Genomic DNA, 24,973 nt, shown 5'->3' with positions numbered 1-24,973 from the left:
GGAAGAAGTGGTTGAAGCCGACCTCGTAGAGCGTCGCGGCGCCCGCGTAGGTCGAAATGTGACCGCCGACCCCGATGCCCGGCCGCTGCGCACGGTGCACCATGATCGCAGCGTTCCAGCGCATCCACGCACGGTAACGCCGCTCGTACTCCTCGTTGCCGGGGAACTCGGCCTCCTGATCCGCGGGGATCGTGTTGACGAAGTCCGTCGTGGTCACCATCGGGACGCCGACACTCTGGGCACCCGCCCGCTGCAGAAGGCTGCGCATGATGTACTGCGCGCGCTCGGTGCCCTGTTCTTCAATCAGGGCGTCGAGAGACTCGATCCATTCGGCGGTCTCTTCGGGGTCGCGGTCCGGCAGCTGATTCGTCAGGCCGCTGAGGATGTGCGAGGTTTCCTCTCCTACAGACACGTCCAAACCTCTCTTCGAGCCCGTTGGCCCGGAGCTGGTGGCTGCCGGACGTCGGGCGATATCGTCGCTGGGCCCTACGTGCAGGCCCGTTTTCGTGTGGGCGCCCCTCTAGGCAGCCGGGTTCCCCAGCTAGAGCAGCGGCGCGCTCTCTGTCACTCTAGTCGGGTCGGCTGGGCACGCGCAGCGCGTGCGCTTGATGCTACGCGCCAAACGGTGTTGGCTTATAGGTACATTCCGCGTGCTGACCGGGCGTGGTATCCAGTACTCAGGGCCGGGAATTGGCGCGGATGCACATGAACACTGCAAGGAGGAAGAACGTGGGCGAGACCGACACCGCCGCGGGAAGCAACGTGGCGGGGCGATTGGGTTTCAAGGACGGAGACCTGATCCAGGAGTTCGGCTACGACGAGGACGTCGACTTCGACCTCAGAGCCGCCATCGAAGACACGGTGGGATCCGAACTCCTCGACGAGGATGAGCATGACGTGGTCGATGCTGTGGTCGTCTGGTGGCGCGACGGCGACGGAGACCTCGTGGACATGCTGGTCGACGCCCAGACGACGCTCGAGGATCATGGAGTCATCTGGCTCCTGACGCCCAAGCAGGGACGTGAGGGCTACGTCCCTCCGGCAGAGGTGCAGGAAGCTGCGCCTACGGCCGGCCTGCACTCGACCTCCACCGCTGGCGTCTCGAAGGATTGGCACGCAACGCGGCTCGCGCGCAAGAAGTGACCTTCCTGCAGGGCGAGCCAAAGGCCCTCGGGATCGGAAGCCCGGCTCCCGACTTCGAACTCCCCAACCAGTTCGGCGAACCAGTACGGCTCTCGGCCTTGCGGGGTTCGCCTGTCGTGATCGTCTTCTATCCGTTTGCCTTCTCCAGGATCTGCACCAGCGAACTCGCCCAGATCCGCGACCGGTGGGACGTCTTCGCGGGAGCCTCCGCCCGGGTTCTGGCCGTGTCGGTCGACAGCAAGTTCGCACTGAGGGCCTTCGCCGAGGCTGAAGGATATGGCTTCGATCTCCTGGCCGACTTCTGGCCGCACGGTGATGTTGCCAGGCGGTACGGCGTGTTCGACGAGGCGAACGGGATGGCCCGCCGGGGCTCCTTCATCCTCGACCGCGAGGGGATTCTGAGATTCCGCACGGTCAATCCGGCTGGCGAGGCGCGGGACGTCGACGCGTATTCGGCTGCTCTGGCCGATATCCGGTAGAGTAGTCCAGCGCCGGCCCGTGCCGGGCAAGGGTCTTTAGCTCAGCTGGTAGAGCGCCACGCTTACACCGTGGATGTCATCGGTTCGATCCCGGTAGGACCCACCACAGCCCCCGCGTTGAAATGTCGGGGCGGCCCCATAGCCTCCGGGTTATGGAGAAAGTTCTCGTGCGCACGACCGTCGACGGCGAGCCCCGGTCGTTCATTCGCGGAAGCCTGGATTGGCGTATCGCTGCAGAGCCTGTTCGCTGGTTCGAGCGCGTGCCGTGGTGGGAAGGCAAGCGCGGTGTCCCGCGCGGCCTGGGCCGCGTGGACGTCGAGGTCTGGCAGGTGCAGGCGCTGCCCGGGCAGCGCGGGCGCGGCCTCACGACCTTCGAACTTGTCCGCGACGCCACGGGCGGGTGGAGCCTGCGTGATCGCGTGAGCTGAGAGAGGCGCGGGCATGGAAAGAGCCTCCCGCCGCAGCCATTGGGGGATGCCGCGGTGGGAGGCTCTGTGTGAATGCTAGGTGAACTTCTTGTGAAGAGGCAAATCAGGCCGGGCTGCGTGGGTTCTCACTAGAATGTGCTGTGTTCAGTATTTTGGACAGAAGGGCGGGCGGACCCGCCGACGTGAGGAGCGACGTGGGACCGATCCGACCATCAGACTCGGCGGCAGAGTCTGAGCGCGAGCGGGGCGAGGCGTCGTCGTCGCCCGCTCCCGCCGTCACCCGCGCCGCGGCCGTCCTGGATGTGCTGGGGGCGTCGGCGTCGGGCCGAGCAACCCTGAGCGACCTTGCGCGCGAACTCGGAATCCCCAAGTCGTCGACGTCGAACATTCTCCAGGCCCTCGAGGATGCCGGCCTCGTGGTGCGGGCGGGAAGCGAGTTCTCGCTGGGCCGCAAGCTCGTCGAACTCGGAGCGTCCTATCTGAGCCGTCGCGACGAGATCCGCGAGTTCTACGAATTCTGCGGGCGGTCGCCCGCCCTGTCCCGCGAGACGGTGCGTGTCGCCCTGCTCGAAGGCGACCACGTCATCTATCTGGCCCGCTATGAAGGCCACCCGGCGGTGCGGCTCACGTCGACGATCGGGGACAAGATGCCGGCGTCGCTGTGCGCGGTCGGCAAGGCGCTCGTCGCTCGCCTCCACGAACGAGACTGGGAGGAGATGTACCCCGACGACGCGGAGCTTCCCGTTCTCACGCCGCATTCGATCAGCAGCGGCAGGCAGTTCAAGGAAGAACTCCGCCGGATCAGGCAGGAGGGCTTCGCCTTCGAGGACGAGGAGTCCACCCTCGGGGTGGTCTGCCTGGGCGTCCCTGTTCCCACCCGAGGCGCCCACGGGCCGAATCTGGGCGTCAGCGTGACGGCACTCAAGGCGACGTTCACGGAGGAGCAGAAGAAGACGATGGTCTCGGAGCTGAAGGAACTCGCTCAAGCATTGGGGAATCCGATGGGGCAGTGGCCCATGCGCTGATCGGGGCGCATGGGCCGCCCCGGCCGTCAGTAGAAGTGAACCGGGTCTACGCGGTGGGGGAGCGGGGCACCCGCGAGGAACTTGCGCAGGTTCTCTGCGAAGCGCTCGGCGATGAGGCGGTTCTCGGCGACGCTGAGCGCCGAGGTGTGGGGCGAGACGAGAACGTTCGGGTGGTCCCAGAGCGGAGAACCCGCGGGCAGGGGCTCCACGGCGAAGACGTCGAGGCACGCGTAGCCGACCGTCCCATCCTCGAGGGCATCTAGGAGGGCGTCCTCGTCGACCACGGTGCCGCGCCCCACGTTGACGAGGATCGTCCCCGGCCGCAGGGCCGCGAACACTTCGCGGCCGATGAGCCGCTCAGTGAAGGGCGTCCCGGGAAGCGTGTTGACGACTGCATCCGCGTGCGCGGCGAGTTCGGGAAGCCGGTCCGCCGTGGCCACCTCGCGGATGCCCTCGATCGGCTCGGCGTTTCGCTTCGTGCCGCTCACGGTCATGCCCAGGGCGCGGGCGAGCCGTGCGGTCTCGAGGCCGATCTCGCCGAGGCCAGCGATGACGACGTGAGAGCCCGCGGCGAGGCGCGTCGGGGTGCGGAGCTCGGGCCAGCGCTTCGCGCGCTGATCGACGGCGAGCTCGGCGGTCCTCTTGAGACCGTTGAGGATTCCCATAAGGGCAAATTCGGCGAGCGGGAGCGCATGTACACCGGCAGAGGTGGTGACCATGACGCGCTCGAGATCCGCCGTCGAGACCCCACTTGCCTTGACGGCTCCGCCAGCCCCGGCGGCCATCGCGTGGACCCACCGCAGGCGCGGGTTCTCCGCGACCACCCGCGCGAACCCAGCCGCGGACTCGTTCGGAAACCCGTACAGCACGTCTGCCGAGTTCATGAGCTTCCAATAGCGCTCCTCCGCGTCCCGCGAGCGCCGGAAGGCCGGATCGCCGGAATGGTCTGCGGGGAAGCGCTCGGGCGGGAGGAGGTCGGGTTCGAAGAGGACCGTGACGCTCGGGTCGACGGCGCGGATTGCCTCGACGAGCTCCGCCTCGAGGGGCACAGCAATGGCCACCTTGAGTGGTTCGGCTCCCTGAACAGGAGAGGCGGGGCTGGCGGAAAGTGACTCAGAACTCATGCGTCCAGTCTACTGAAAAGCGACTAGTATGCTGAACAACCGCGATGAGGAGATTCTTCATGACTCAGAACGAAGTGCGGCAGCCACACCCAGGAGACGCGACCATGACCTCACCTTTCGACCTCTCCGGCCGGACCGCCCTCGTCACCGGATCGAGCCGGGGCATCGGCAAGGCGCTCGCCAGAGGGCTCGCCGATGCCGGCGCAACCCTCGTCATCCATGGCCGTGATCCCCAGCGGACGGAGGAGGCGCGCCAGGAGTTCGCCGCTGTGTACGGGGCAGACCGCGTCCATGCGGTCGCATTCGACGTGACCGATCCAGCGGGAGCGGCAGCGGGCATCCACGAAGCCGAGGAGAAGGCGGGGCCGCTCACCATCCTCGTCAACAACGCGGGCATCCAGCATCGCGTCCCGCTCTTCGACCTCGACCCAGCCGACTGGGACCGCGTGATCCGCACCGACCTCACAAGCGCGTTCCTGGTCGGACGCGAGGCCGCCCGGGGCATGGCCGCTCGGGGTGCCGGGAAGATCATCAACATCTGCTCGGTGCAGACCGATCTCGCCCGGCCATCGATCGGCGCGTACACCGCGGCGAAGGGCGGTCTCCGCAATCTCACGCGCGCCATGACGGCCGAATGGGCCGGCTCGGGACTCCAGATCAACGGCATCGCCCCCGGCTACATCCATACCGAGATGACCCAGAACCTCGTCGACGATCCCGAGTTCAACGGCTGGATCCTGGGGCGGACACCGGCCCGCCGCTGGGGAACGGTCGACGACGTGGCAGGCCCCGTCGTGTGGCTCGCCTCGTCGGCGTCGGACTTCGTCAACGGCCAGACGATCTTCGTCGACGGGGGGATGACTGTCGTCGTGTGACGTCCGCCGCCGCCGCGCGGTGTGCAAGGGTCCGCTGGCAATGGTGGCAACTGGGACGAGAAGTTAGGTCTGCCGAAATAGGCTGTTAAGAAACCCCGCCGCGGCGCGCGGTCTACTAGCGTAGGCTGCGGCACTGGCTGCGGCCGCACCCCGCGCAGCAACGCGGGCTCGGCCCGAGAAACGGAGAGTACATTGTCTGCACAGATCGGCGTCACCGGACTCGCGGTGATGGGCGCGAACCTCGCCCGCAACCTCGCACGCAACGGTTACACCGTCGCGTTGCACAACCGCTCCGTCGAGAAGACCGACGCCCTGCTCGCCAAGCACGGCGACGAGGGCGACTTCGTCCGGACGGAGTCCCTCCGGGAACTCGTCGACTCGCTCGAGAAGCCTCGCCGTGTGCTCATCATGGTCAAGGCCGGGGCGCCGGTGGACGCGGTCATCGACCAGCTCGTGCCGCTCCTCGAGGAGGGCGACATCGTGATCGACGCCGGAAACTCCCACTATGAGGACACGCGCCGCCGCGAGGCTGCGCTCGCGGAAAAGGGCCTCCACTTCGTGGGCGTGGGCGTCTCCGGCGGCGAGGAGGGCGCGCTCAACGGCCCGTCCATCATGCCGGGCGGCTCGAAGGAGTCGTACGAGGCGCTCGGCCCGCTGCTCGAGAAGATTGCGGCGAAGGCCGACGACGGCAGCCCGTGCTGCGCGTGGATCGGCACCGACGGCGCGGGTCACTTCGTCAAGATGGTGCACAACGGCATCGAGTACGCCGACATGCAGGTGATCGGCGAGGCGTACGACCTCCTCCGGGCTGGCGCGGGCATCGAGCCCGCAGATCAGGCCGCGATCTTCGACGAGTGGAACAAGGGCGATCTCTCCTCGTTCCTCATCGAGATCACGGCCGAGGTGCTCCGCCATGTTGACGCGAGGACGGGCAAGCCGTTCGTCGACGTGGTCGTGGACGCGGCGGGGCAGAAGGGCACAGGCCGTTGGACGGTCCAGTCCGCCCTCGACCTCGGCTCCCCGGTCTCGGGGATCGCGGAGTCCGTGTTCGCCCGCGGCATCTCCTCGCAGCGGACGCAGCGTGAGATCGCCCAGGAGACGCTCGCGGGCCACGAGGGCGACGTGAGCCTCCCCGAGAACTTTGTGGAGGACGTGCGCCAGGCGCTCTACGCCTCGAAGCTCGTGAGCTACGCCCAGGGGCTCGACATGCTCTCAAGCGCCGCCAAGGAGTACGGCTGGGATCTCAAGCTCGACGAGATCGCGTCGCTCTGGCGCGCAGGCTGCATCATCCGCGCCGAGCTTCTCAAGGACATCATGGAGGCATACAAGGGCGACGAGAAGCCCGCGAACCTGCTGTTCGCGCCCGCCTTCGTGAAGTCTGTCGGGGATGCCGTTCCGGCGTGGCGCCGCGTGGTCGCGACCGCTGTGCAGCTCGGCATTCCCGTGCCCGTCTTCTCCTCGTCGCTCGCGTACTACGATGGCCTGCGCCGCAAGCGCCTTCCGGCCGCCGTCATCCAAGGCCAGCGCGACCTCTTCGGAGCCCACACCTACCAGCGGGTGGACACCGAGGGCACCTTCCACACCCTGTGGGGCGAGGACCGCTCGGAGGTCTCGGCGGTCGACACGCACTGAGCTTCCCCAGCACACGGACGACGGCGCCGCTCACCGAGAGGTGGGCGGCGCCGTCGTCCGTTGCTCGAGGCTCTGACGGACTCGTCAGGGGCGACTCGTCAGGGGCGCGCGTCCGAGCGCGGCCGACGGAGCGTGAAGGTCTCGAACGCCTCGAGGCCACCGCCGACGCCGGTCACGTTGTAATACGTGACCTTCATGGTGGTCTCCCCGCCGGGCAGGCCCGGATCCACCTCGAAGGCGCCGAAACCGTAGGCCTTGGCCGCGTCCCGCACCGCGGACCACGGCGCTTGCTCATGGACGTAGACCGGTGCCCGGTGCCCGGTGTTCGGGTCGGGCAGGGCCGAAACGGAGACGATCACGCGGCACTCGGGCGGCGTGAAGAGGAGCTGGTTCGACGGCACCGAGGTCCCGCCCCCGCCGAGGACCATGTGGACGGTGCCCTGCGTCGTATCCACGGTCTGGGTGTCGGTGGCGGCTGGGATGGGCGTGAGGGTCTGGTTCGGCTGCTGGCCCCGGATCGGGTGCGAACGCTCGTAGTGGTGCTCGTGGCCGCACACCACGAGGTCTACCCCGTACTGGTCGAACAGCGGAACCCATTCCTGCCGGACGCCGAGGTCGGCGCCGTTGAAGTTGTTCGCGGTGCTGATCGCGACCTGGTGCATGCACACGACGATCCAGTCGACGTCCCGGCTCGCCCGGGCCGCCTTGAGCTCGCCCTCGAGCCATGCCTTCTGGGCACCCTTGGAGTACCCGCGGACGTAGGAGTTCCCGCCGTCCTGATAGCAGATGTCGTCGTTGGCGAGCGAGATGACGCGGACGGCGCCGACCGTGAAGCTGTACCACAGCCCGCGCGTCACGTCCGTCTGGCCACCGGCCTCGGGAACCGTGAAGTACGTCTGATAGGCGGCGTAGCCGATGGACCCGTTCCCGAGCTCGTTCTCGTGGTTGCCGGCCGACGGCATCCACGGGCGGTTGCGCGCGCTGCGGGAGTTGTTGGCCCAGAAGTCCCACCACGTGCGGATGCGGTCCGTGGCGAGGTTCGCGTAGCACAGGTCACCGTTGAACAGGTGGAACATGGGCTGAACCCGCTCGACTCCACCGGTTGTATCGCCCGCGGCGGGCGAGCCGAGATTGTCGTTGACCCACGTGGTGCTTCCAGACTGCTGCTTGCCGAGGGTCGGCGTGCCCTGGTCGCCGAAGCTCGTGAAGGTCACGCGTGACCGGCCCCGCGGACCCGTGGTGAACGTTCCGAACTCCGGCGTGGAGCCGGCGTGCACGGCGGCGTAGAGGTAGCCGGTAGAGGGCTGGAGCCCTGTGAGGGTCGAGTGGTGCGTGTAGACGGTGCGTCCCGACTTGGCATCGACGTAGCTCTTGGTGACTGCGGGGACGGCCGCGTTGAAGTTGCCGTGCCCGTCGCCGAGGAGCACGCGAGCATCGGTGACCGGCTGCAGCGTGTGCCAGGAGACCACGATCACGCTCGACGCATCGGCGCCGAACTGGAGGTGGAGGCCATCGACCGTGGGAACCGAGACGGCGTCGGAGGCTGACAGGGAGCCGGGAAGGTCCCTGCTCGAACTTTGGGGCGTACCCGGGGCAGCGTTCGCCGGGGCTGCGATCGCGGCCGAGCCGGCAGCCGCCGCCAGGCCTGCTCCGATGAGGAGTCGACGACGGGAGACAGCGGAGTTTTCAGGAGGCGTCGTGGTCATGGGGCGAGCATCTCTGCCCCAGTCCGCGAGCTGGCGAACCCCGGGTAAACGGGGCGTGCATGCCCGGCGAAGCCTGACCCGTCGAATTCACCCGACCCGGCGGATACACCTGACCCGGCGGGTACGCCCGACCCGGCGAATTCACCCGATCCGGCGGATACACCCGACCCGTCAGATGTAGTAGTACTCCGCCGGATCGACCGCTGGCTTGGTCTCCTTGACTGCGTCCCTGTGGCGCCACGTCGCCGGGATACCGGTCACGATCGAGTTCGGGGGAGCGTCCTTCACCACCACCGCGTTGGCCCCCACGGCGCTGCCGCGGCCGATGGTGATCGGCCCGAGCACCTTGGCGCCCGCCCCGATCGTGACGCCGTCGCCGATCGTGGGATGCCGCTTGACTTTGGCGAGCGAGCGGCCACCAAGGGTCACCCCGTGGTAGATCATGACGTCGTCGCCGATCTCTGACGTCTCTCCGATCACGACCCCCATGCCGTGATCGATGAAGAATCGACGGCCGATGGTCGCGCCGGGGTGGATCTCGATGCCGGTCAGGAACCTCCCGGCCTGGGAGATGAGGCGCGCAGGAAAGCGCAGTTCGGGCTTCTGCCACATCTGGTGTGTGAGGCGATGGATCCAGATGGCGTGAAGCCCCGAATAGGCGAGGAAGTTCTCGACGTTTCCGCGGGCTGCGGGGTCGTGGGCGCGGGCAGACTCGAGGTCCTCCCGAAGCCGCGCGAAGGTGCGTTTGATCAGAGACACAGGCTTCTTTCTACCGCAGCCCGCCGAAAGGGGCGACTTCAGCCGCGGATGTCGTCGAAGAGGACGGTCGAGATGTATCGCTCGCCGAAGTCGGGGACAACGACGACGATGAGCTTGCCGGCGTTCTCAGGGCGCTTAGCGAGTTCGAGAGCGCCCCACACGGCGGCACCGGAGGAGATGCCGCCCAGAATGCCTTCCTGGGTAGCCAGGGCGCGGGCCGTCGCCACGGAGTCCTCAAGCGTCGCGTCGAGGACCTCGTCGTAGACGTTCGTGTCGAGCACCTCGGGCACGAAGTTCGCGCCGAGGCCCTGGATCTTGTGCGGTCCAGGGGCGCCGCCGTTGAGGATGGCCGAGTCCTTCGGCTCGACGGCCACGACTTGGAGACCGGGCTTGCGCTCCTTGAGGAGTTGGCCCGCGCCCGTGATCGTGCCGCCCGTGCCGATTCCGCCGACGAAGATGTCCACCTTGCCGTCGGTGTCGTTCCAGACCTCCTCGCCCGTGGTCGCCCGGTGGATCGCGGGGTTGGCGGGGTTCGCGAACTGCTGAGCCCAGATCGAGTTCTCGGTGTTCGCGACGATCTCCTGGGCCTTCTCGACCGCGCCCCGCATCCCCTCGGAGCCTGGGGTCAAGATGATCTCGGCGCCGTAGGCGCGGAGCAGGACGCGACGCTCGGTCGACATCGTCTCGGGCATCGTGAGGATGACCTTGTAGCCGCGCGCAGCGCCCACGAGCGCGAGCGCGATGCCCGTGTTGCCCGAGGTGCCTTCGACGATCGTGCCGCCGGGCTTGAGCGCACCGGACTTCTCGGCCGCATCGACGATGGCGACGCCGATGCGGTCCTTGACGCTGTTGGCGGGGTTGTAGAACTCGAGCTTGACCGCGACGTCCGCGCCCAGGCCCTCCGTGAGGCGGTTGAGCCGGACGAGGGGCGTGTTGCCGACCAGCTGGGTGACGTCATCGTAGATGCGCATGGGTTCCTTCTTGTCGATTCGGGGCGCGTTCAATCCCGGCAGCGCGTGGGGCTGGCCGCGCTCAGCCTAGCCATGCCCTCAAATGAGAGCTAGGCGTCAAGCCACGCCGAGTAATATTTCCGGGCCTTGGCGAGTTTGGGATTGATGATCACGTGGCAGTAGCCCGCGTTCGGGTTCTTGGCGTAGTAGTCCTGATGGAATTCCTCGGCGGGGTAGAACGTGCTCGCGCGCGTGACCTCTGTGACGATCGGACGGTCCCACAGCGGCTGATTCCGTTCGATCGCCTCCTCGAAGAGGACCTTTTCCTCATCGTCCACATAGAACATCGAGGAGCGGTACTGCGTGCCTACGTCATAGCCCTGCCGGTTGGGCGTCGTCGGGTCGTGCATCGCGAAGAACATGTCGAGGAGGGTTTCGGCTGGAATGACCGCTTCGTCGAACGTCACGGCCACCACCTCCGCATGCCCGGTCATCCCGCTGCACACGCTGTAGTAGTCGGGATTCGGCAGGGCGCCGCCCGTGTAGCCCGAGACAACCGACGTCACGCCACGCGTCTTCTGGTAGACGGCGTCGAGGCACCAGAAGCATCCGCCGCCCAGAATGAAGGTCTTCATGCTGCCTACAATGTCCGGGACGAGCGGAAGATTCCCGAGAGAGGACCGGGCCTAGTGGCTGAGGAGAGCGGAACGGGACAGAGCACTGGATCTGAGATGCCAGCGGAAGGCGCGGTGACGGACGACGGACGTCCCGGGAAGGCTCCACAGGAGGGGGCCGAGGAGACCCTGACTGAGGAGGCGCCCGCCGAGCAGGCGCAGACTGACCAGGCCCCGGCTGCGGAGGCCGCACCGGCGGAGGCCGCGGACGACGCCGAGTCGCCGGCTTCCGCAGCAACGCTCGCCCAGGTGCTGCTCGCCGTCGAGGAGCTCTGGCCCGAGTCGCTCGCTGAGGGGTGGGACGCCGTCGGCCTCGTGACGGGGCATCCCTCGCAGGAGGTCACGAAAGTCCTGTTCGCTGTGGACCCCGTCCTCGAGGTGATCGAAGAGGCCGTGACGTGGGGGGCCGACCTCCTGATCACCCACCATCCGCTGCTGCTGCGCGGCGTCAACTCCGTCGCCGCGAACACGCCCAAGGGACGCGCCGTGCATCGACTCATCGAGTCCGGCACAGCCCTTCTCACGGTCCACACGAACGGGGACAGCGCCGTCGGCGGCGTGTCCGACGTGCTCGCCGACGCCCTCGGGCTCGAGAACGTCGAGCCCCTCACGAAGGCGGAGAACGGTCTCCCTGAGGAGGGCATCGGCCGAGTGGGTGAGCTTCCGGAACTCACGAGCCTCGCCGACTTCGCCGGCACCCTCTTCGGAATCCTCCCGACGGTTGCTGGCGGCGTCCGCGTCTCGGGGGACCGCGACGGGCTCGTGCGCCGTGTCGCACTGTGCGGCGGCGCGGGGGACAGCCTCTTCGAGAGCGTCCGGGCCGCCGGCGCCGACGTCTACGTGACGGCAGACCTGCGGCACCATCCAGCTTCGGAGGCACGCGAGTCGAGCCCGGACGGCCGGCCCTACCTCATCGACGTGAGCCATTTCGCGAGTGAGTGGCTGTGGCTGCCCGCCGCAGCCCAGGCCCTCGACAACGTGCTCCATGATCAGGGGCACGTGATCGACATCCGGGTGTCCACCGTCAATACCGACCCGTGGGACTTCATCCTCACGCCGGGCGAGGGATAGAGTCGCAGCCACGGGCGTCACGCTCGGACCCGCTAGGAGGAACTATGCCCAAGGCCCCCGCCGCAGAACAGCTCAAGCTGCTCGACCTCCAGGCGCTCGATGCGAAGCTCCACTCCTTGGACTTGCGCAGGCAGGCGCTCGACGCCGACCCGCGGCTTGCGCCGACGGCGGAGCAACTGGCCGCTGCCTCCCGGGCAGCGCGCGAGGCGGACCTCGCCGTCGAGGAAGCACAGGCCGAGCTCGTCAAGGTCGAACAGAACGTCGAGCAGGTCAGCGCCCGGATCGAGAAGGATGAGGCACGGCTCTATGCGGGGGGCCTTTCGAAGGATCTCCAGGCGCTCCAACATGACATCGAGGGGCTCTCCGCGCGGCGCTCGGACCTCGAGGACGCCGAGCTCGAGGTCCTCGAGCGGCTCGACGGGCTGCGGGAGCGGCAGGCTGCCGCGGCTGCTGAGCTGGCCCAGGCGCAGGCGGCAAGCGCCGCCCTCCGGAGCGAGCTCGACGCCCAGCTCGCCGCCGTGGCGCAGGAGCGGGCGCACGTCGCCGCCGAACGGTCCGAGGTCGCGGGCGCCATCGAGCCCGCGCTCGTGGAGGTGTACGAGAAGACCCTCGCGAAACGCGGGGTCGGGGCCGCGCGCCTGTTCCATGGCACGTCGGAGGGCTCGGGCATGTCACTCAGCCCGGGCGACCTCGCAGCGATTCGCGGGGCCGCCGAGGACGATGTCGTCTTCTGCCCCGACTCCGGCTGCATTCTCGTCCGCTCGCCTGAGTGGAGCTGACTACCCCTCGAGGATGAGGGCGAGCGAGGCCGGCTTCCTGCCTGCGCCTTCGCGGAGCTCTGCGGTCCAGCGTTCGCGCGCGGCCGTCAGCAGCGCTTGGGGCGTCCCGGGAGCACGGCCCTTGCGGGTGATCAGATGCCGCACGAACTCGCCCCGGTGATGCTTGGCGAAGTGGCTCACGACCGTCCGCTTTCCGTTCCGCTCCGTGAAGACGTCAACCGTCACCGTGCGGGCAGCCGGGGGAGCGTAGGCGGCTGCATACGTGCTCGAGCGGCAGTCGATGACGAGGCCGTGCGAGGCGCGCTCTTCGAGGGCTCCGGCGAGGAGCGGCTTCCAGAACGATGCGAGCCGCCCCAGGCCGGGGAGCGCCGTCGACATCGAGAGCCGGTAGGCGGGGACGAGGTCCGCGAAGCCGACGGCGCCCCACAGCGCCGAGACGACGACGATCGAGGCGTCGGCCTTCCGGCGCTGGGCCGGCGAGAGGGAGGCGTAGCCGAGCGCCTCGTAGAGCACCCCTGAATACACCTGGTGCGCGGGAGCCGCCGGTTCGGCATGGAGCCGCCGGTTGCGTTCGACGTCGTCCGCAAGCGACGCGCCTACTCCGAGCGCTTCCAGCGCGTCGTCCCGCCCGCTCACCTCCGCAAGGCTCGCCATGACCTGCTTGCGGGGCACCTCGAGGGACGGGAAGCTCAGCGCGGAGAGGTCGACGGCGGCGCCGCCGGGCGCAGGGGTCTTGCCCTCGGAGGGCGGCAGGAGGATGAGCACCCCGGAATCCTACCGGGGGTCCCTTGGAAGACATTGCCCGTACAATGTTCGGGCGAGGTCAGGTCGGCCGGGCGATCGCGGGATGCTTCTTCCTCCGGGGAGAGCGTCGCGAGGAAAGTCCGGGCTCCACAGGGCAGGGTGGTGGGTAACGCCCACTCGGGGAAACCCGCAGGCCAGTGCCACAGAGAAGAGACCGCCGGCGCGGTCCGCATCGCTGACGCGGGCCGCGACGGTAAGGGTGAAACGGCGGTGTAAGAGACCACCAGCTCCTCGGGTGACCGGGGAGGCTCGGTAAACCCCACCCGGAGCAAGGCCAGACAGGGCGCGTTCGAGGGCTGCCCGCCCGAGCGTCCGGGTAGGCCGCTCGAGGCCGCCGGCAACGGCGGTCCTAGATGGATGATCGCCTCCCATGCCTGGGCAACCGGGCGTGGTGACAGAACCCGGCTCACAGGCCGGCCTGTCCTCGCATTGGGCCGAAATGAGAGTCTGTGAGTGACTTCACAGGGCTTCCCGGGCCTTCCCCGGTGGTACGGCCCGTAGAATTTGGAGTGAACGTAGAAGTTCAGGAGCCGGCTCTGCGATCGCAGTCAGTCGGCTTTCTTCATGTCGGGCGCCGGCACCAGGCCCCGGCCGCGCACGATGGAGTGCGCAAGACCGCAGAGAAAGGCACCTGTGTGAGCATGACGGAGACCGCCCGGAAGATGGACGCCGACCTCAACACGTGGATCGGCCGAGAGGCCGCGGCAGAAGAGATGATCCCCCTGATCGGGCGCCTGTACCGCGAGAACAACGTGGTGACCTCGGTCCACGGCCGGAGCCTTATCAACCAGTCCGTTGTCAGCCTGCTCAAGCTCCACCGCTGGGCGCGGCAGATCGACAGCGAGGAACTCGACCTCGAGGAGACGCTTCCCATCCTGAGGGTGCTCGATTCCCTCCAGCTGGGGGCTGCGTCGGTCGACCTCGCGCGCCTCAACGAGAAGTTCCGTTCGGAGGGTGCGGGCCGCTCGCTAGAGGTGTTCCTCCGCGAGGAGCTGGCGCCCATCGTGGGCCAGCGCGGTGCCGACCCCCGGCCGAGCACCGACGTCGTCCTCTACGGCTTCGGTCGGATCGGCCGCCTGGTCGCGCGCATTCTCATCGAGCACGCAGGTGGAGGGCACGGGCTGCGCCTGCGGGCGATCGTCGTCCGCAAGGGCTCCGACAAGGACCTGGTCAAGCGCGCGAGCCTGCTCCGCCGCGACTCCGTCCACGGACCCTTTGAAGGCACCCTCACTGTCGACGAGGAGAACAACACGATCCTCGCCAACGGGACTCTCATCCAGGTCATCTACTCGGACAACCCCGCAACAGTCGACTACACCGCGTACGGGATCGACAACGCGATCGTTGTCGACAACACCGGCAGGTGGCGCGACGAGGCCGGCCTCTCCCAGCACCTCGAGAGCAAGGGCGTCGCGCGCGTGCTCCTGACGGCACCGGGCAAGGGCGGTCTGCCCAACATCGTCCACGGCATCAACCACGAGGACATCAGCGAGACGGATCGGATCGTCACCGCGGCATCCTGCACGACCAACGCGATCACGCCGGTCCTCAAGGCCGTCAACGACAGATACGGCGTGGTCCATGGGCACGTCGAGACGGTGCACTCGTTCACCAACGACCAGAATCTCACCGACAACTTCCACAAGGGCGACCGCCGCGGACGCTCCGCTGCGCTCAACATGGTGCTCACGGAGACCGGCGCGGCGAAGGCAGTGGCAAAGGCCCTCCCCGAGCTCGCAGGCAAGCTCACCGGGAATGCGATCCGCGTTCCCACGCCCGACGTCTCGATGGCGATCCTCAACCTGACCCTTGAGCACGAGACCACGAAGGACGAGGTCAACGCCTACCTCCGTGACGTCTCGCTGCACTCGGATCTGCGCAAGCAGATCGACTACATCGCGTCGCCGGAGGTCGTCTCGACCGACTTCGTCGGTTCGCGTCGGGCCGGGATCGTCGACGGGCTCGCGACCATCAGCAACGGGAAGAACCTCGTGCTGTACGTGTGGTACGACAACGAGTTCGGCTACAGCTGCCAGGTCGTGCGGGTGCTCGAGGAGATGGCAGGCGTCCACGCGCCGTCGTTCCCGGCGCAGGCAGCCAGCCGGGCACCTCAAGAGCTCTTGGCAACAACTCGGTGACGTCACTGGATTCACCCAGTGAGCCGGGGCAAGATGCACCTATGGAAGCGACTGAGCACGAGAGCACCCTCGAACACGCACTCGACGTGGCCAAGGAGAACGCCAAGCAGGCACGACGCCTGCTGGAGCACGCCAAGGCGAGGCTCGAGACAGGCGATGTGAGCCCCGAGCGGGTGGCCCAGCTCGAAGAGCTGTTGCGAACCGCCGAGGAGGATCTGGCAAGGGTGACGAAGGAACAGTAGTCACCCCATCGAACGGAAGGCACCAGCACCCCCGTGCTGGTGCCTTCCGGTCTCTCGGGCTCCGAACCGGCGTGGCCACGGTGTCAGTGGCCGAACGGGTCGGGGTCGACTCCCGGCATCCACGTCAGGCCGGGGACGCCCCAGCCATGCTTCTTGGCTGCCTTCTTCGCCTTGCGGGCGTACCTGTCGACGAGCTTGTCGATGTAGAGCTTGCCGTCGAGGTGGTCGTACTCGTGCTGCATGACGCGCGCGAACCACCCCGTGGCGATGAAGTCCACGGGCTTGCCGTCGCCGTCGAAGCCTTCGACGTGCGCCCAGTCCGCGCGCTTGAGCGGGTAGGACTCGCCCGGGAAGGAGAGGCAGCCCTCCTCGTCCTCCTCGGGGTCGGGAGCCGTCCCGGGAACCTTGGTGAGGGTCAGGCGCGGGTTGACGACGACGCCGCGGGGCGGGGCGCCGTCGTCGTTCTTGTATTTGTAGACGAAGATCCGAAGTCCCACCCCGATCTGGGGGGCCGCGAGACCCACGCCGTTTGCGGCGTCGTTCGTCTCGTGCATGTCATCGATGAGGGCCCGCAGTTCGTCGTCGAACTCGGTCACTTCCGCCGCCCTCCGGTGCAGGACGGGCTCGCCCCAGATGGTCACGGGGTGGACAGTCATAGGTGGCTCCTGGTCTGCCGGACGGGTGCGGGCCAATGCAAGAGGCCGCACGGTGAACCGTGCGGCCTCTTGCGCGGGCAGTGCCCGCTGTCAGGGTGAGTAACGGGGGTCGAACCCGCGACCTTCTGGACCACAACCAGACGCTCTGCCGACTGAGCTATACCCACCACGCGTAACCAGCGCATAGGAAAAGAACCAACGTCCCTTGCCTGCCGCGCCGGCAACGACAACTAGTCTACCTGCTGTTCATCGATGCTTTCGCCACTTCGAGGGGCTTCCCATGACTTTTTCGCGAAGTGAGGTTCAGGTCACACGCTAGTGGTGGTGTCCTCAGATCCCGTCGCTTCCGATGCTCCTTCGGAGATGCGCTCGGCGATGCTTCGGGCAGTCGCCGAGTCGGGCCCGGGTGGGGGCACGAACACGGCCTCCCGGTAATAGCGGAGCTCGTCGATCGAATCGCGGATGTCTCCGAGGGCGCGGTGCCCGCCGGTCTTCGCCGGGGCCTGGAAGTAAGCGCGCGGGTACCAGCGCCGGGCGAGCTCCTTGATGGTCGAGACGTCGATGATGCGGTAGTGGAGGTGCTGGACGACGCGCGGCATGTCCCGTGCGAGGAACATGCGGTCGGTGCCCACGGAGTTCCCGCCGAGCTGGGCTTTGTTGGGCTCCGGGACCCATTGGCGGATGTACGCCATGACCTCGGCCTCGGCCGCCTCGAGCGTGAGGCCGTGCGGGAGCTCCTCAAGCAGCTTGGACGTCGTGTGCATCTGGCGGACGAAGTCGTTCATGCCGGCGAGCGCTTCGTCGGAAGGCCGGATGACGACGTCGACCCCGTCACCGAGGACGTTGAGCTCCGAGTCGGTCACGAGCACGGCCACCTCAATGAGGGCGTCGCGGGCGATGTCGAGCCCGGTCATCTCGCAGTCGATCCAGACGATGCGTTCAGCATGATTTGACACCCTGCCAATGTACCCGAGCGCCTCATCGACGGCGCTCAGGGAGAGCCCGATGCTAAACTGGGGCTCTCTCCCGGCTCTGATCGAAGGGTGACCTATGTCCACGATGCGCTTTGGCTTTCTCGGGAGGATTCTCGAGTGGTTGAAGTCGCTCTGGACGGCCCTTCCCCCGGTCGGAGTGAACCAGCCTCCCCATTGGGCCATCGGCCAGGGCTTCGCGGGATCGCTGCTCATGGTCTACGGATCGTTCGGCGTGGGCCGCTTCGCGGACGTGTCCCCGCTCACCCGAAATCCACTGCTCATCCCCCTGCGGACGGAAACGTGGGGTGTCACGAGCTGCATCCTCGCCCTGGCCTTGGGTGCGATGCTGCTCACCCGTTCGTGGCTGCGGCTCGGCCAGCGCTTGCGCTACTGGGGTCCGGGCACGATCCGACCAGTAGGGCTCGCGATCGCCCTGTGGGGGCTCCCGCTTGTCGTCGCGGTGCCGATCTACTCCCGTGACGTCTACGCGTACGTGGGGCAGGGCAGGCTCATGGCGGCGGGAATGAACCCCTACAGCACCGGGATTTCGTCACTCAACAACTGGCTCGAGCTGGGCACCGACCCTTCCTGGGCCACCACGCGGACTCCGTACGGGCCGTACTTCCTCTGGCTCGAGCGCTGGGTAGTCCAGCTGACCGCAGGGCAGCCCGACTCATCCGTGCTGCTCTTCCGCGTGCTCGCGCTCGGCGGCGTGGCCCTGTGCGCCTACTACGGCTATCGGCTGGCTGAGCTCCATGGCGTGGACGGTGCCCGTGCCGTCTGGCTGACGGTCGCCAACCCGCTCTTCCTCATCAGCTGCATCGCGAGTGCGCACAACGAGGCGCTCATGATCGGCTTCGCGGTCGCCGGCGTCTACTACGCGGCCCGGGGAAATTGGCTCGCGGGGATCGTGCTCACGACCGTCTCGATCGGCATCAAGCCGATCACCGCCGTCGTCCTTCCGTTCATCGGGCTCCTCTGGGCCGGCCCTGGCGCGACGTGGCTCCGGCGTCTGGCCTGCTGGGCCGGGACGGGGCTCATCAGCCTCGCGATCTTCGCTGCGAGCGCGCCGGTCTACGGTCTCGGATTCGGTTGGGTCAACGCGATTGTCGATCCCACACCCGGGTTCATCTCGTACACGCCCTCGGGTTTCGCAAGCAGTATCGTCGACACGCTGACGACCATTGTGGGGCTCGACGGCGGGTCAATTGCTGACGGGTTCCGCACCGTGGTCAAGTGGGTCGGCATCGGGCTGGCGGTCTGGTTCATCCTCCGAGGCGACGACCGGAAGGTGGTCAGGCGCCTGGGGATGGCCTTCATGTCGATCGTGGTGCTCGGGCCCATCATCCAGCCTTGGTACGTGCTGTGGTTCATCCCGTTCCTGGCCGTGACGGGCATCAGGGACAACTGGGAGATCAAGCTCTGGTACCTGACCGTGGTCTTCTTCGTCGTCTTCGGGGCGCAGGACCAGCTCTACGTCTTCAGCTTCGTCAACACGCCGCTTGCCCCCGAGTCCCTCGCGGGCCTCGTGGCATTGGTCTTCCTCGGGTACCTTGTGCTGCTTGACCCGAAGACGCGTCGGCTCGTCTTCGAACGGGCCGTGAGGCGCCACGACCTAGCGGCCCGAAGCTCCTGACCCACTGCCTGCGCGCAGCTCCTGGTCCACCGCGGGCGCGCCGCGGCGGCCGAGCCGGACCAGACGGATGCCCGACCACACGAAGAGCACGACCAGCATCAGGTTGCGCAGCGTGAGCACCATGGCCATCCACGGATTGTTGTGGCTGAGGGCGTCATAGAACAGCGGGTAGATGAAGTAGGTTGCTGCCCCGATCGCGATCAGAAGGATCGCCGGGACCCGCCACCGGCGGCGGTCCTGGGCGAGGCCCAGTGCGACGACCGGGCCCAGCCAGACCATGAACTGGGGTGAGCCGACCTTGTTGAAGACGATGAAGGCGCACACCATCGTCAGGGCCCCGGCGAGCAGGAGCTCCGAGCGGTCCTCGTGACCGCGCTTCTTGCCCTCGTGCAGGGCCCAGAAGATCACTGCCGCCACGGCGAGCGCGATGACCACGAACAGCGGCTGCATGAGGGCGGACGCCACTGTGCTCCCTGGGCCGTCGACCTGCATGGAGTTGATTTCCGTGTTCATGTACATCCGCGCCCCGCCGATATGGAGCACGGACATCCACAGCCACGGCGTCGTGAATGTCGCTTCGAGCTGCATCCCACGGGAACCCTGCGTCGTCAGGAAGTCGAGGAGGTGCGACGTCACGCCGAGGGCCCCGGCGACGAGGGCTACGAGTGCGGTCACTGCCGCTCCGCCGGCCACGATCTTCCAGCGGTCGCGGACGACGGCGAAGAGCGGCACGAGCGCGGCGGCGGGCCACACCTTCATCCAGGTTGCAAAGGCCAGGATCGCCGTGGCCGCGAACGGGCTTGCGACGCCGAGGCTCAGCCCCATGAGCACGATCGGGGCCGTGACGCCGTCAACACGCGCGAATCCGAGGTTGCCCAGGAGCGCGATGAACACGAGCCACCACCACGCCGCCCGGACGCCTTCCGGCTTCTTGCCCCAACCGCTCAGGATCCCGAGTGCAACCCCGTCGAGGATTGAGACGAGGATGACCCAGACGAGGAGGAACGGACCCGGACCGAAGAGACCTGAGATCCAGATCGGCAGGAGGCCAGCGAAGGGGTACACCCAAGGGGAGGGCTGGACGTTCTGGGGGAACCCGGATGCGGCCCAGTCACGGTAGATATTGGTGTCGCTGAAGGCCTGCCCCTGGAAGACAAAGACGAGGAAGTAGCCGAGGAAACCCAGGTGCACCAAGAGGTAGCCGACCAGTAGGCCACGGGGCGAGAACAGCAGGCGCTTCAGCAGGCGGAGCCGGTCGTTCCACGGGCTGAGGTTCGCAGGGCGGGGCGTCTCGATGGAAATGGTGCTCTCCTGGGCGTCATGACGGCCGCAGACGGTCATGGCGGCCGCCCGCCAGTCTATCAGCGGGCCCCTCGAGCCAGCTCTGACGGCTGCTGCTGATAGCATCGTGAGGATGTCATCCTGAGCGGGTGGCGCGCCGAACTGGCGCCCCGAGGCGGCGCTCAGGCGCGGCGGACCGCTCGGCTCCTTGATTAAACAGTAGGGACTCCGATGCCTCAGCCTTCGGCGGGCCGCAGCGCGAGCACTGCGCCTAGCGCCCGGACCATCGCAGGGCTCCCCGGCCGGGGAAGCCTGGCCGTGTGGCAGGGCTTCATCGCTTCGCTGTGCATGATGGCCGGAGGGCTCGGCGTCGGGTGGATGGCGAGCGGCTCCTCGCTCATCCGCGTTCCCTTCTTCATCTTCCTCCGCGACAACCCGTTTCTTGTCGTCTCATGCACGGTGCTGGTCACATTCGGTGGACTGTTCCTCGTCCGGTCGTGGCTGCGCCTGGGCCAACGGGTAGGGGACTGGAGTTTCGTTCATCCGGCAGCGCTGTGCCGCATAGCGGCCCTATGGTGCGCGCCTCTCATGCTGACCTTCCCGCTCTTCAGCCGGGACGTGTATGCGTACATCGGGCAAGGGCGCCTCATGATCGCCGGGCTCAACCCGTACGTCAACGGAATCTCCGCGCTGAACAACTACCACAACCTCGGCCCCGACTCGCTGTGGACGGAGGCCCCGACGCCGTACGGGCCGCTGTTCCTGTGGATCGAGCAGGGCATCGTATGGATCAGCGGGGGAAACCTCGAGATCGCCATCGCGCTGTTCAGGATTGTCGCAGCCCTCGGGGTTGCCCTCTGCGCCGTAGCCGTTATCGGCCTCGCGCGCCACTACGGTCTCCAGACGGCGAGAACGCTCTGGCTGACCGTCGCGAACCCGCTGTTCGTCATCAATTTCGTCGCCAGCATCCACAACGACTCCCTCATGCTCGGCCTCGTCCTGCTGGGGCTCCTCGCCACCGTGCGCGGGCGTCCTGTCCTCGGAGTCGTCACGGTGACCCTGTCGATCGGCATCAAGCCGATCACCCTCATCGCGCTGCCGTTCATCGGCCTCATCTGGGCGGGGCGGCAGGCTGGGTGGGGGCGGAAGATCTCTTGCTGGGCCCTGACGCTGCTCATCTCAGGGGGAATCCTGACGCTCGAGGGGGCGCTGACGGGCTTCTGGTTCGGGTGGCTCCCCGCCATGACGACGTCCGGCACCATCTGGACCTGGTACGCACCCTTCGGACTCCTTTCAATCACAGCAGCGACTCTCGTCCAGTACGTGAACGGCCCCGGGGACGTCGTCGGCGAGGTCATCAAGGGCATCGGGCGCGGCCTCGGCATGATCGTTGCCCTCTGGTACGTGTTCCGGGGGAGTTACGACAGGATTGTCCTTCGGATGGCGCTCGCCCTGACCGCCGTCGTCGTCACAGCGGCCGCCATCCAGCCCTGGTACGTCACGTGGCTTGCGGCGTTCTTCGCGCTCGCGGGGGTGGCCGAGGGGTGGTATCTGCGGGCCTACTACTTCGCGACCGTGTTCTTCACCGTCATAGCGCTCACGGACCAGTTGGACGTCTTCGATTGGATCCCGCTCGTTGCCATCCGCGCGGTGGCGATCGTGCTGAGCGTCATCTTCGTCGCGTACATGATGTTCTGGGACTGGAAGACACGGAGCCTCTTCACGCGGCTGGCTCCACTCAAACGGGCACCGGCCGCGCGATAGACTGTGCTCGCATGCAGCGCGCTGCGCCCGCCCCAGTAGCTCAGCGGATAGAGCAGGGGCCTTCTAATCCTCTGGTCGGGGGTTCGACTCCCTCCTGGGGCGCGTCTGTGACTGGCTCGGGACGTTCGCCTACGCGGCTCCCGGGCACGCGACACCCCCGGTCTCCGGACCGGGGGTGTCCTGCATTCGAGGCCAGCCATCCCCTCCGTCCTTCAGTGGATCTCCCTTCAATGGATCTCCACAGACGTCGTGACGGCGTGTCGTCCACATCTGGAGACGATCCCCGAGGACTCCTCCCGCCTATGCCAGACGCTGGTTGTACCGCGAGAGCGGAACCGGATTCCAATGAGACAAGGATGGGCGATGAGCGACATGATCACGATTCGGGGATTCGTTGCGACGGACCCGAGGACCAACACGACCAACGGCGGCGACATCGTCTCGAACTTCAGACTCGCGGTCACCGAGCGACGCTACGATCGCGAGGCCAGCGCGTGGATCGATGGCCACACGAACTGGTTCACCGTCGTTGGCTTCAGGCAGCTCGCCAGCAACATGTGCGGGAGCCTCAAGAAGGGTCATCGCGTGATCGTTGTGGGGAAGCTGCGGCTCAAGCAATGGGAGAAGGACGGCCGCATCTTTCATTCCGCCGAGGTGGAAGCGGACTCGGTGGGCCACGACCTCTCCTGGGGCTCCGCGAAGTTTGCCCGCAACCCTCAGGAAGGGCAACGGCAAGAGCTGGGCGGTGCTCGGGTCGCGGTCGAGGGCATCGGCGTCGTGGACCTGGAAACGGGCGAGATGTCTGGGGAGGCGGGGCACGACGACGGCACTAGCGTTGCGTCGACTGATTCGGGCAGCAGGGATGCGGTGGACGACGCCGGCTCGCTTTCAGTTCTCGGCAGGCCCGAAGGTGCCCAGCGACGAGATGAGCCAGCCCTGACGAGCGATCTCCTGAGCGCGTGAGCTTGCGGGTCTGACCTCAGGCCGTCCGGGCGGTGCTCTCCCTCAGGACGACGCGCCCCGATGCAGGTGCGGGATCGGCGCCGGTCAAGGCGGCCTCGGCGGCGCTCCGGCCGATTTCCTCGAGCGGCAGGCGAACCGTCGTCAAGCCCGGGATGAAGTCTTCGAGGGTGTTGATGTCGTCGAAGCCGGCCACGGCGTAGTCCGCCGGTGCTCCGAGACCGCGGCGGCGGAGCGCGGCCACGATGCCCATGGCCATCCGGTCGTTGACAGCGAAGATGCAGCACGCGTTCCCGCTGTCCTTAGCTTGGCGAACGGTGTGCTCGAGCTCGAGGCCAGCGTCGAAGCCCCCGTCCCGGTTGAAGGCGGCACGGAGCACATCGGCAGGATCGAGCCCCTGCTCGGCAAGTCCTTGCTGGAACCCTGCCACGCGCAGGTCTGAGGTCATGAGGCCCTCGGGACCAGCGACGATGATGAACCGGGAATGGCCCTGGCCGCCTAGGGTCCGAGCGAGCTCGTAAGCCAGCGACTCGTTTGGAATCTCGACGAGCACGGGGGCGCTGCCGCCCGAGGGGTGCGCTGCATCGCTCGGGCTGCCCTTTTCGGTCCGAGAGGGATCGACGAGGTCGTGGCCGACGAGCACAAGCCGGCCACCGTTGGCCAGATAGCGGTGCGCCTCGCGGAGGAGGGCGGAATTGGCCAGTTCGTCCTCGGGGCGGGTCGAGCGGCTGCCTGCCAGGACGATGGCGTCGGCACGCCGGGACGTGAAGGCCTCGACGGCAAGGCGTTCCTCGGCCGGGGTGCCTTCGGTGCTGGTCAGCAGAAGGATCTTGTTGAGCTCCCGGGCGGCGGACTGTACTCCCCGAGCGATGGATGAGAAGTAGGGATCGGCGATGTCGTGGACGATCAGACCGAGGAGGCCGGAGCTCGAACGCGCCAGAGCCTGTGCCTGGGCGTTCGGGATGTACCCGAGCGACGCCGCGGCCGCCTTGACGCGCTCGGCGATGTCCGCCCCCGGCGTCCGGCTCGATCCGTTGAGGACGCGGGACGCGGTAGCGGGGGATACCCCCGCAGCTCGTGCCACCTCGCTGAGAGTCACCGCAGGCATTAGGTCTCCCCCTTCAGGCTTTGGCCCAGATTATGGCATCGGGAAACCGAAGAGGGGAACGCGCTTGCCAATCCCGGGAGGTGTGTCGCAGACTTGAACCACGGAATGCGCTTTCCCGCCGGGATGCAGGCGCCTGACACGCTCCCGATCCGTTGGGGCACACGCAAGGAGGCGGCAGTGGCCACCCAGACGAGAACACTTCGAATCGCCATGAACGGCATCACCGGCCGGATGGGCTACCGGCAGCACCTGCTGCGATCCATCCTGCCCATCCGGGACGCCGGCGGGTTGCTTCTCGAGGACGGCTCACGCGTCCTCATCGAGCCGATCCTGGTGGGACGGAACGAGACGAAGCTCCGCGAGCTTGCAGAGCTGCACAAGGTGTCGGAGTGGTCGACCGACCTTGATGCCCTCATCGCGGACCCCAGCGTCGACATCGTCTTCGATGCTTCGATGACGAGCCTGCGGGCTGAGACGCTCCGCAGGGCCATGCGGGCAGGAAAGCACGTGTTCACCGAGAAGCCGACGGCGGAAACCCTCGACGAAGCAATCGAACTCGCCCGGATTGGTCGAGAGAGTGGGGTCACCGCAGGGGTCGTCCACGACAAGCTCTACCTGCCGGGCCTCGTCAAGCTGCGGCGCCTGGTTGACGAGGGATTCTTCGGCCGGATCCTGTCGATCCGGGGGGAATTCGGCTACTGGGTCTTCGAAGGCGAAGTCCAGCCGGCGCAGCGTCCGTGGAACTACCGCAAAGAAGACGGCGGC

General features: G+C 67.3%; 24 protein-coding genes, 3 tRNA genes, 1 other RNA gene and 1 pseudogene. 17 read left to right on the top strand and 12 right to left on the bottom strand.

What is annotated here, in order from left to right; genetic code table 11:
- Window positions 1-412: pseudogene (locus V7053_RS10750) on the bottom strand (pyruvate dehydrogenase (acetyl-transferring), homodimeric type); the annotation flags it as partial.
- Window positions 413-729: 317 nt separating this feature from the next.
- Between V7053_RS10750 and V7053_RS10745 the strand changes: the two are divergent.
- The 5 genes from V7053_RS10745 to V7053_RS10725 all read left to right on the top strand — a co-directional run bounded on the left by V7053_RS10745 (window position 730) and on the right by V7053_RS10725 (window position 3,075).
- Window positions 730-1,143 carry a DUF3052 domain-containing protein gene (locus tag V7053_RS10745; RefSeq protein ID WP_443022604.1) on the top strand — a complete coding sequence of 138 codons (414 nt, stop codon included), beginning with the start codon at window positions 730-732 and terminating at the stop codon, window positions 1,141-1,143.
- Complete coding sequence (locus V7053_RS10740) at window positions 1,140-1,622, top strand: peroxiredoxin (RefSeq protein WP_334172273.1); 483 nt, start codon at window positions 1,140-1,142, stop codon at window positions 1,620-1,622. The genes V7053_RS10745 and V7053_RS10740 overlap by 4 nt, the downstream gene beginning before the upstream one ends.
- 30 nt (window positions 1,623-1,652) lie before the next feature.
- A tRNA-Val gene (locus V7053_RS10735) sits at window positions 1,653-1,728 on the top strand.
- A gap of 46 nt (window positions 1,729-1,774) precedes the next feature.
- Entirely contained in the window at window positions 1,775-2,050 is a 276-nt protein-coding gene (locus tag V7053_RS10730; RefSeq protein WP_334172272.1) for a hypothetical protein, read from the top strand.
- Between the two features lie 194 nt (window positions 2,051-2,244).
- Entirely contained in the window at window positions 2,245-3,075 is an 831-nt protein-coding gene (locus V7053_RS10725) for an IclR family transcriptional regulator (RefSeq protein WP_334172271.1), read from the top strand.
- A gap of 26 nt (window positions 3,076-3,101) precedes the next feature.
- Here the strand turns inward: V7053_RS10725 and V7053_RS10720 are convergent, their stop codons facing one another.
- A complete protein-coding gene (locus V7053_RS10720) occupies window positions 3,102-4,199 on the bottom strand; it encodes a D-2-hydroxyacid dehydrogenase (RefSeq protein WP_334172270.1) in 1,098 nt (365 codons plus the stop codon).
- A gap of 104 nt (window positions 4,200-4,303) precedes the next feature.
- Between V7053_RS10720 and V7053_RS10715 the strand changes: the two genes are divergently transcribed.
- On the top strand, window positions 4,304-5,074 hold the full coding sequence (locus tag V7053_RS10715; protein ID WP_334172276.1) for an SDR family oxidoreductase: 771 nt from the start codon (window positions 4,304-4,306) through the stop codon (window positions 5,072-5,074).
- A 192-nt stretch (window positions 5,075-5,266) separates the two neighbouring features.
- Window positions 5,267-6,706 (top strand): NADP-dependent phosphogluconate dehydrogenase, encoded by a 1,440-nt coding sequence (gene gndA / locus V7053_RS10710; RefSeq protein ID WP_334172269.1) that lies wholly within the window; start codon window positions 5,267-5,269, stop codon window positions 6,704-6,706.
- Window positions 6,707-6,804: 98 nt separating this feature from the next.
- On the opposite strand, the gene V7053_RS10705 is transcribed toward gndA, so the two are convergent.
- From V7053_RS10705 to msrA, 4 genes are all read right to left on the bottom strand, one after another.
- Entirely contained in the window at window positions 6,805-8,412 is a 1,608-nt protein-coding gene (locus tag V7053_RS10705) for a purple acid phosphatase family protein (protein ID WP_334172268.1), read from the bottom strand.
- 171 nt (window positions 8,413-8,583) lie between these two features.
- Complete coding sequence (gene epsC, locus V7053_RS10700) at window positions 8,584-9,162, bottom strand: serine O-acetyltransferase EpsC (protein ID WP_334172275.1); 579 nt, start codon at window positions 9,160-9,162, stop codon at window positions 8,584-8,586.
- A 47-nt stretch (window positions 9,163-9,209) separates the two neighbouring features.
- Window positions 9,210-10,142 carry a cysteine synthase A gene (gene cysK, locus V7053_RS10695; protein WP_334172267.1) on the bottom strand — a complete coding sequence of 311 codons (933 nt, stop codon included), beginning with the start codon at window positions 10,140-10,142 and terminating at the stop codon, window positions 9,210-9,212.
- An 89-nt stretch (window positions 10,143-10,231) separates the two neighbouring features.
- Window positions 10,232-10,756 carry a peptide-methionine (S)-S-oxide reductase MsrA gene (msrA, locus tag V7053_RS10690; RefSeq protein WP_334172266.1) on the bottom strand — a complete coding sequence of 175 codons (525 nt, stop codon included), beginning with the start codon at window positions 10,754-10,756 and terminating at the stop codon, window positions 10,232-10,234.
- A 96-nt stretch (window positions 10,757-10,852) separates the two neighbouring features.
- Here msrA and V7053_RS10685 point away from each other — a divergent pair, with 96 nt between their 5' ends.
- Both V7053_RS10685 and V7053_RS10680 read left to right on the top strand, forming a co-directional pair.
- Window positions 10,853-11,866, top strand: coding sequence for a Nif3-like dinuclear metal center hexameric protein (locus V7053_RS10685; protein ID WP_334172265.1), 1,014 nt, complete (start codon window positions 10,853-10,855; stop codon window positions 11,864-11,866).
- Between the two features lie 44 nt (window positions 11,867-11,910).
- Complete coding sequence (locus tag V7053_RS10680; RefSeq protein WP_334172264.1) at window positions 11,911-12,645, top strand: zinc ribbon domain-containing protein; 735 nt, start codon at window positions 11,911-11,913, stop codon at window positions 12,643-12,645.
- Here the strand turns inward: V7053_RS10680 and V7053_RS10675 are convergent, their stop codons facing one another.
- Window positions 12,646-13,410: a YaaA family protein gene (locus V7053_RS10675; protein ID WP_334172263.1), complete on the bottom strand. Its 765-nt coding sequence runs from the start codon at window positions 13,408-13,410 to the stop codon at window positions 12,646-12,648.
- Between the two features lie 59 nt (window positions 13,411-13,469).
- Here V7053_RS10675 and rnpB point away from each other — a divergent pair.
- The 3 genes from rnpB to V7053_RS10660 all read left to right on the top strand — a co-directional run bounded on the left by rnpB (window position 13,470) and on the right by V7053_RS10660 (window position 15,829).
- Window positions 13,470-13,874, top strand: an RNA gene (rnpB, locus tag V7053_RS10670) — RNase P RNA component class A.
- 216 nt (window positions 13,875-14,090) lie between these two features.
- On the top strand, window positions 14,091-15,587 hold the full coding sequence (locus V7053_RS10665; protein ID WP_334172262.1) for a glyceraldehyde-3-phosphate dehydrogenase: 1,497 nt from the start codon (window positions 14,091-14,093) through the stop codon (window positions 15,585-15,587).
- A gap of 41 nt (window positions 15,588-15,628) precedes the next feature.
- Window positions 15,629-15,829, top strand: a complete 201-nt coding sequence (locus V7053_RS10660; RefSeq protein ID WP_334172261.1) for a hypothetical protein — start codon at window positions 15,629-15,631, stop codon at window positions 15,827-15,829.
- A gap of 83 nt (window positions 15,830-15,912) precedes the next feature.
- Here the strand turns inward: V7053_RS10660 and def are convergent, their stop codons facing one another.
- The 3 genes from def to orn all read right to left on the bottom strand — a co-directional run bounded on the left by def (window position 15,913) and on the right by orn (window position 17,441).
- Window positions 15,913-16,485, bottom strand: coding sequence for a peptide deformylase (def, locus tag V7053_RS10655; protein ID WP_334172260.1), 573 nt, complete (start codon window positions 16,483-16,485; stop codon window positions 15,913-15,915).
- 94 nt (window positions 16,486-16,579) lie between these two features.
- A tRNA-His gene (locus V7053_RS10650) sits at window positions 16,580-16,652 on the bottom strand.
- A gap of 141 nt (window positions 16,653-16,793) precedes the next feature.
- A complete protein-coding gene (gene orn / locus V7053_RS10645) occupies window positions 16,794-17,441 on the bottom strand; it encodes an oligoribonuclease (protein ID WP_334172259.1) in 648 nt (215 codons plus the stop codon).
- Window positions 17,442-17,535: 94 nt separating this feature from the next.
- Between orn and mptB (V7053_RS10640) the strand changes: the two genes are divergently transcribed.
- The gene (mptB, locus tag V7053_RS10640; RefSeq protein ID WP_334172258.1) at window positions 17,536-19,095 is read left to right on the top strand and encodes a polyprenol phosphomannose-dependent alpha 1,6 mannosyltransferase MptB; all 1,560 of its coding nucleotides are present in this window, start codon (window positions 17,536-17,538) and stop codon (window positions 19,093-19,095) included.
- On the opposite strand, the gene V7053_RS10635 is transcribed toward mptB (V7053_RS10640), so the two are convergent.
- Window positions 19,075-20,436, bottom strand: a complete 1,362-nt coding sequence (locus tag V7053_RS10635; protein WP_334172257.1) for a glycosyltransferase family 87 protein — start codon at window positions 20,434-20,436, stop codon at window positions 19,075-19,077. The two genes, mptB (V7053_RS10640) and V7053_RS10635, sit on opposite strands and share 21 nt — an antisense overlap.
- A gap of 171 nt (window positions 20,437-20,607) precedes the next feature.
- Here V7053_RS10635 and mptB (V7053_RS10630) point away from each other — a divergent pair, with 171 nt between their 5' ends.
- From mptB (V7053_RS10630) to V7053_RS10620, 3 genes are all read left to right on the top strand, one after another.
- Window positions 20,608-22,140, top strand: a complete 1,533-nt coding sequence (mptB, locus tag V7053_RS10630; protein WP_334172256.1) for a polyprenol phosphomannose-dependent alpha 1,6 mannosyltransferase MptB — start codon at window positions 20,608-20,610, stop codon at window positions 22,138-22,140.
- Window positions 22,141-22,169: 29 nt separating this feature from the next.
- A tRNA-Arg gene (locus V7053_RS10625) sits at window positions 22,170-22,242 on the top strand.
- A 261-nt stretch (window positions 22,243-22,503) separates the two neighbouring features.
- Window positions 22,504-23,103, top strand: coding sequence for a single-stranded DNA-binding protein (locus tag V7053_RS10620; protein ID WP_334172255.1), 600 nt, complete (start codon window positions 22,504-22,506; stop codon window positions 23,101-23,103).
- A gap of 16 nt (window positions 23,104-23,119) precedes the next feature.
- Here the strand turns inward: V7053_RS10620 and V7053_RS10615 are convergent, their stop codons facing one another.
- Window positions 23,120-24,208, bottom strand: coding sequence for a LacI family DNA-binding transcriptional regulator (locus tag V7053_RS10615; RefSeq protein ID WP_334172254.1), 1,089 nt, complete (start codon window positions 24,206-24,208; stop codon window positions 23,120-23,122).
- Window positions 24,209-24,418: 210 nt separating this feature from the next.
- On the opposite strand from V7053_RS10615, the gene V7053_RS10610 reads away from it, so the two are divergent.
- Window positions 24,419-24,973: Gfo/Idh/MocA family protein (locus tag V7053_RS10610; protein WP_443022605.1), on the top strand; the 555-nt coding region annotated here is incomplete at its 3' end.

The sequence above is a fragment of the Sinomonas sp. genome (assembly GCF_036848755.1).
Classification (GTDB): domain Bacteria; phylum Actinomycetota; class Actinomycetes; order Actinomycetales; family Micrococcaceae; genus Sinomonas.
The sequence above is the reverse complement of the archived record's forward strand: the minus strand, read 5'-3'. Positions and strand labels throughout refer to the sequence as shown.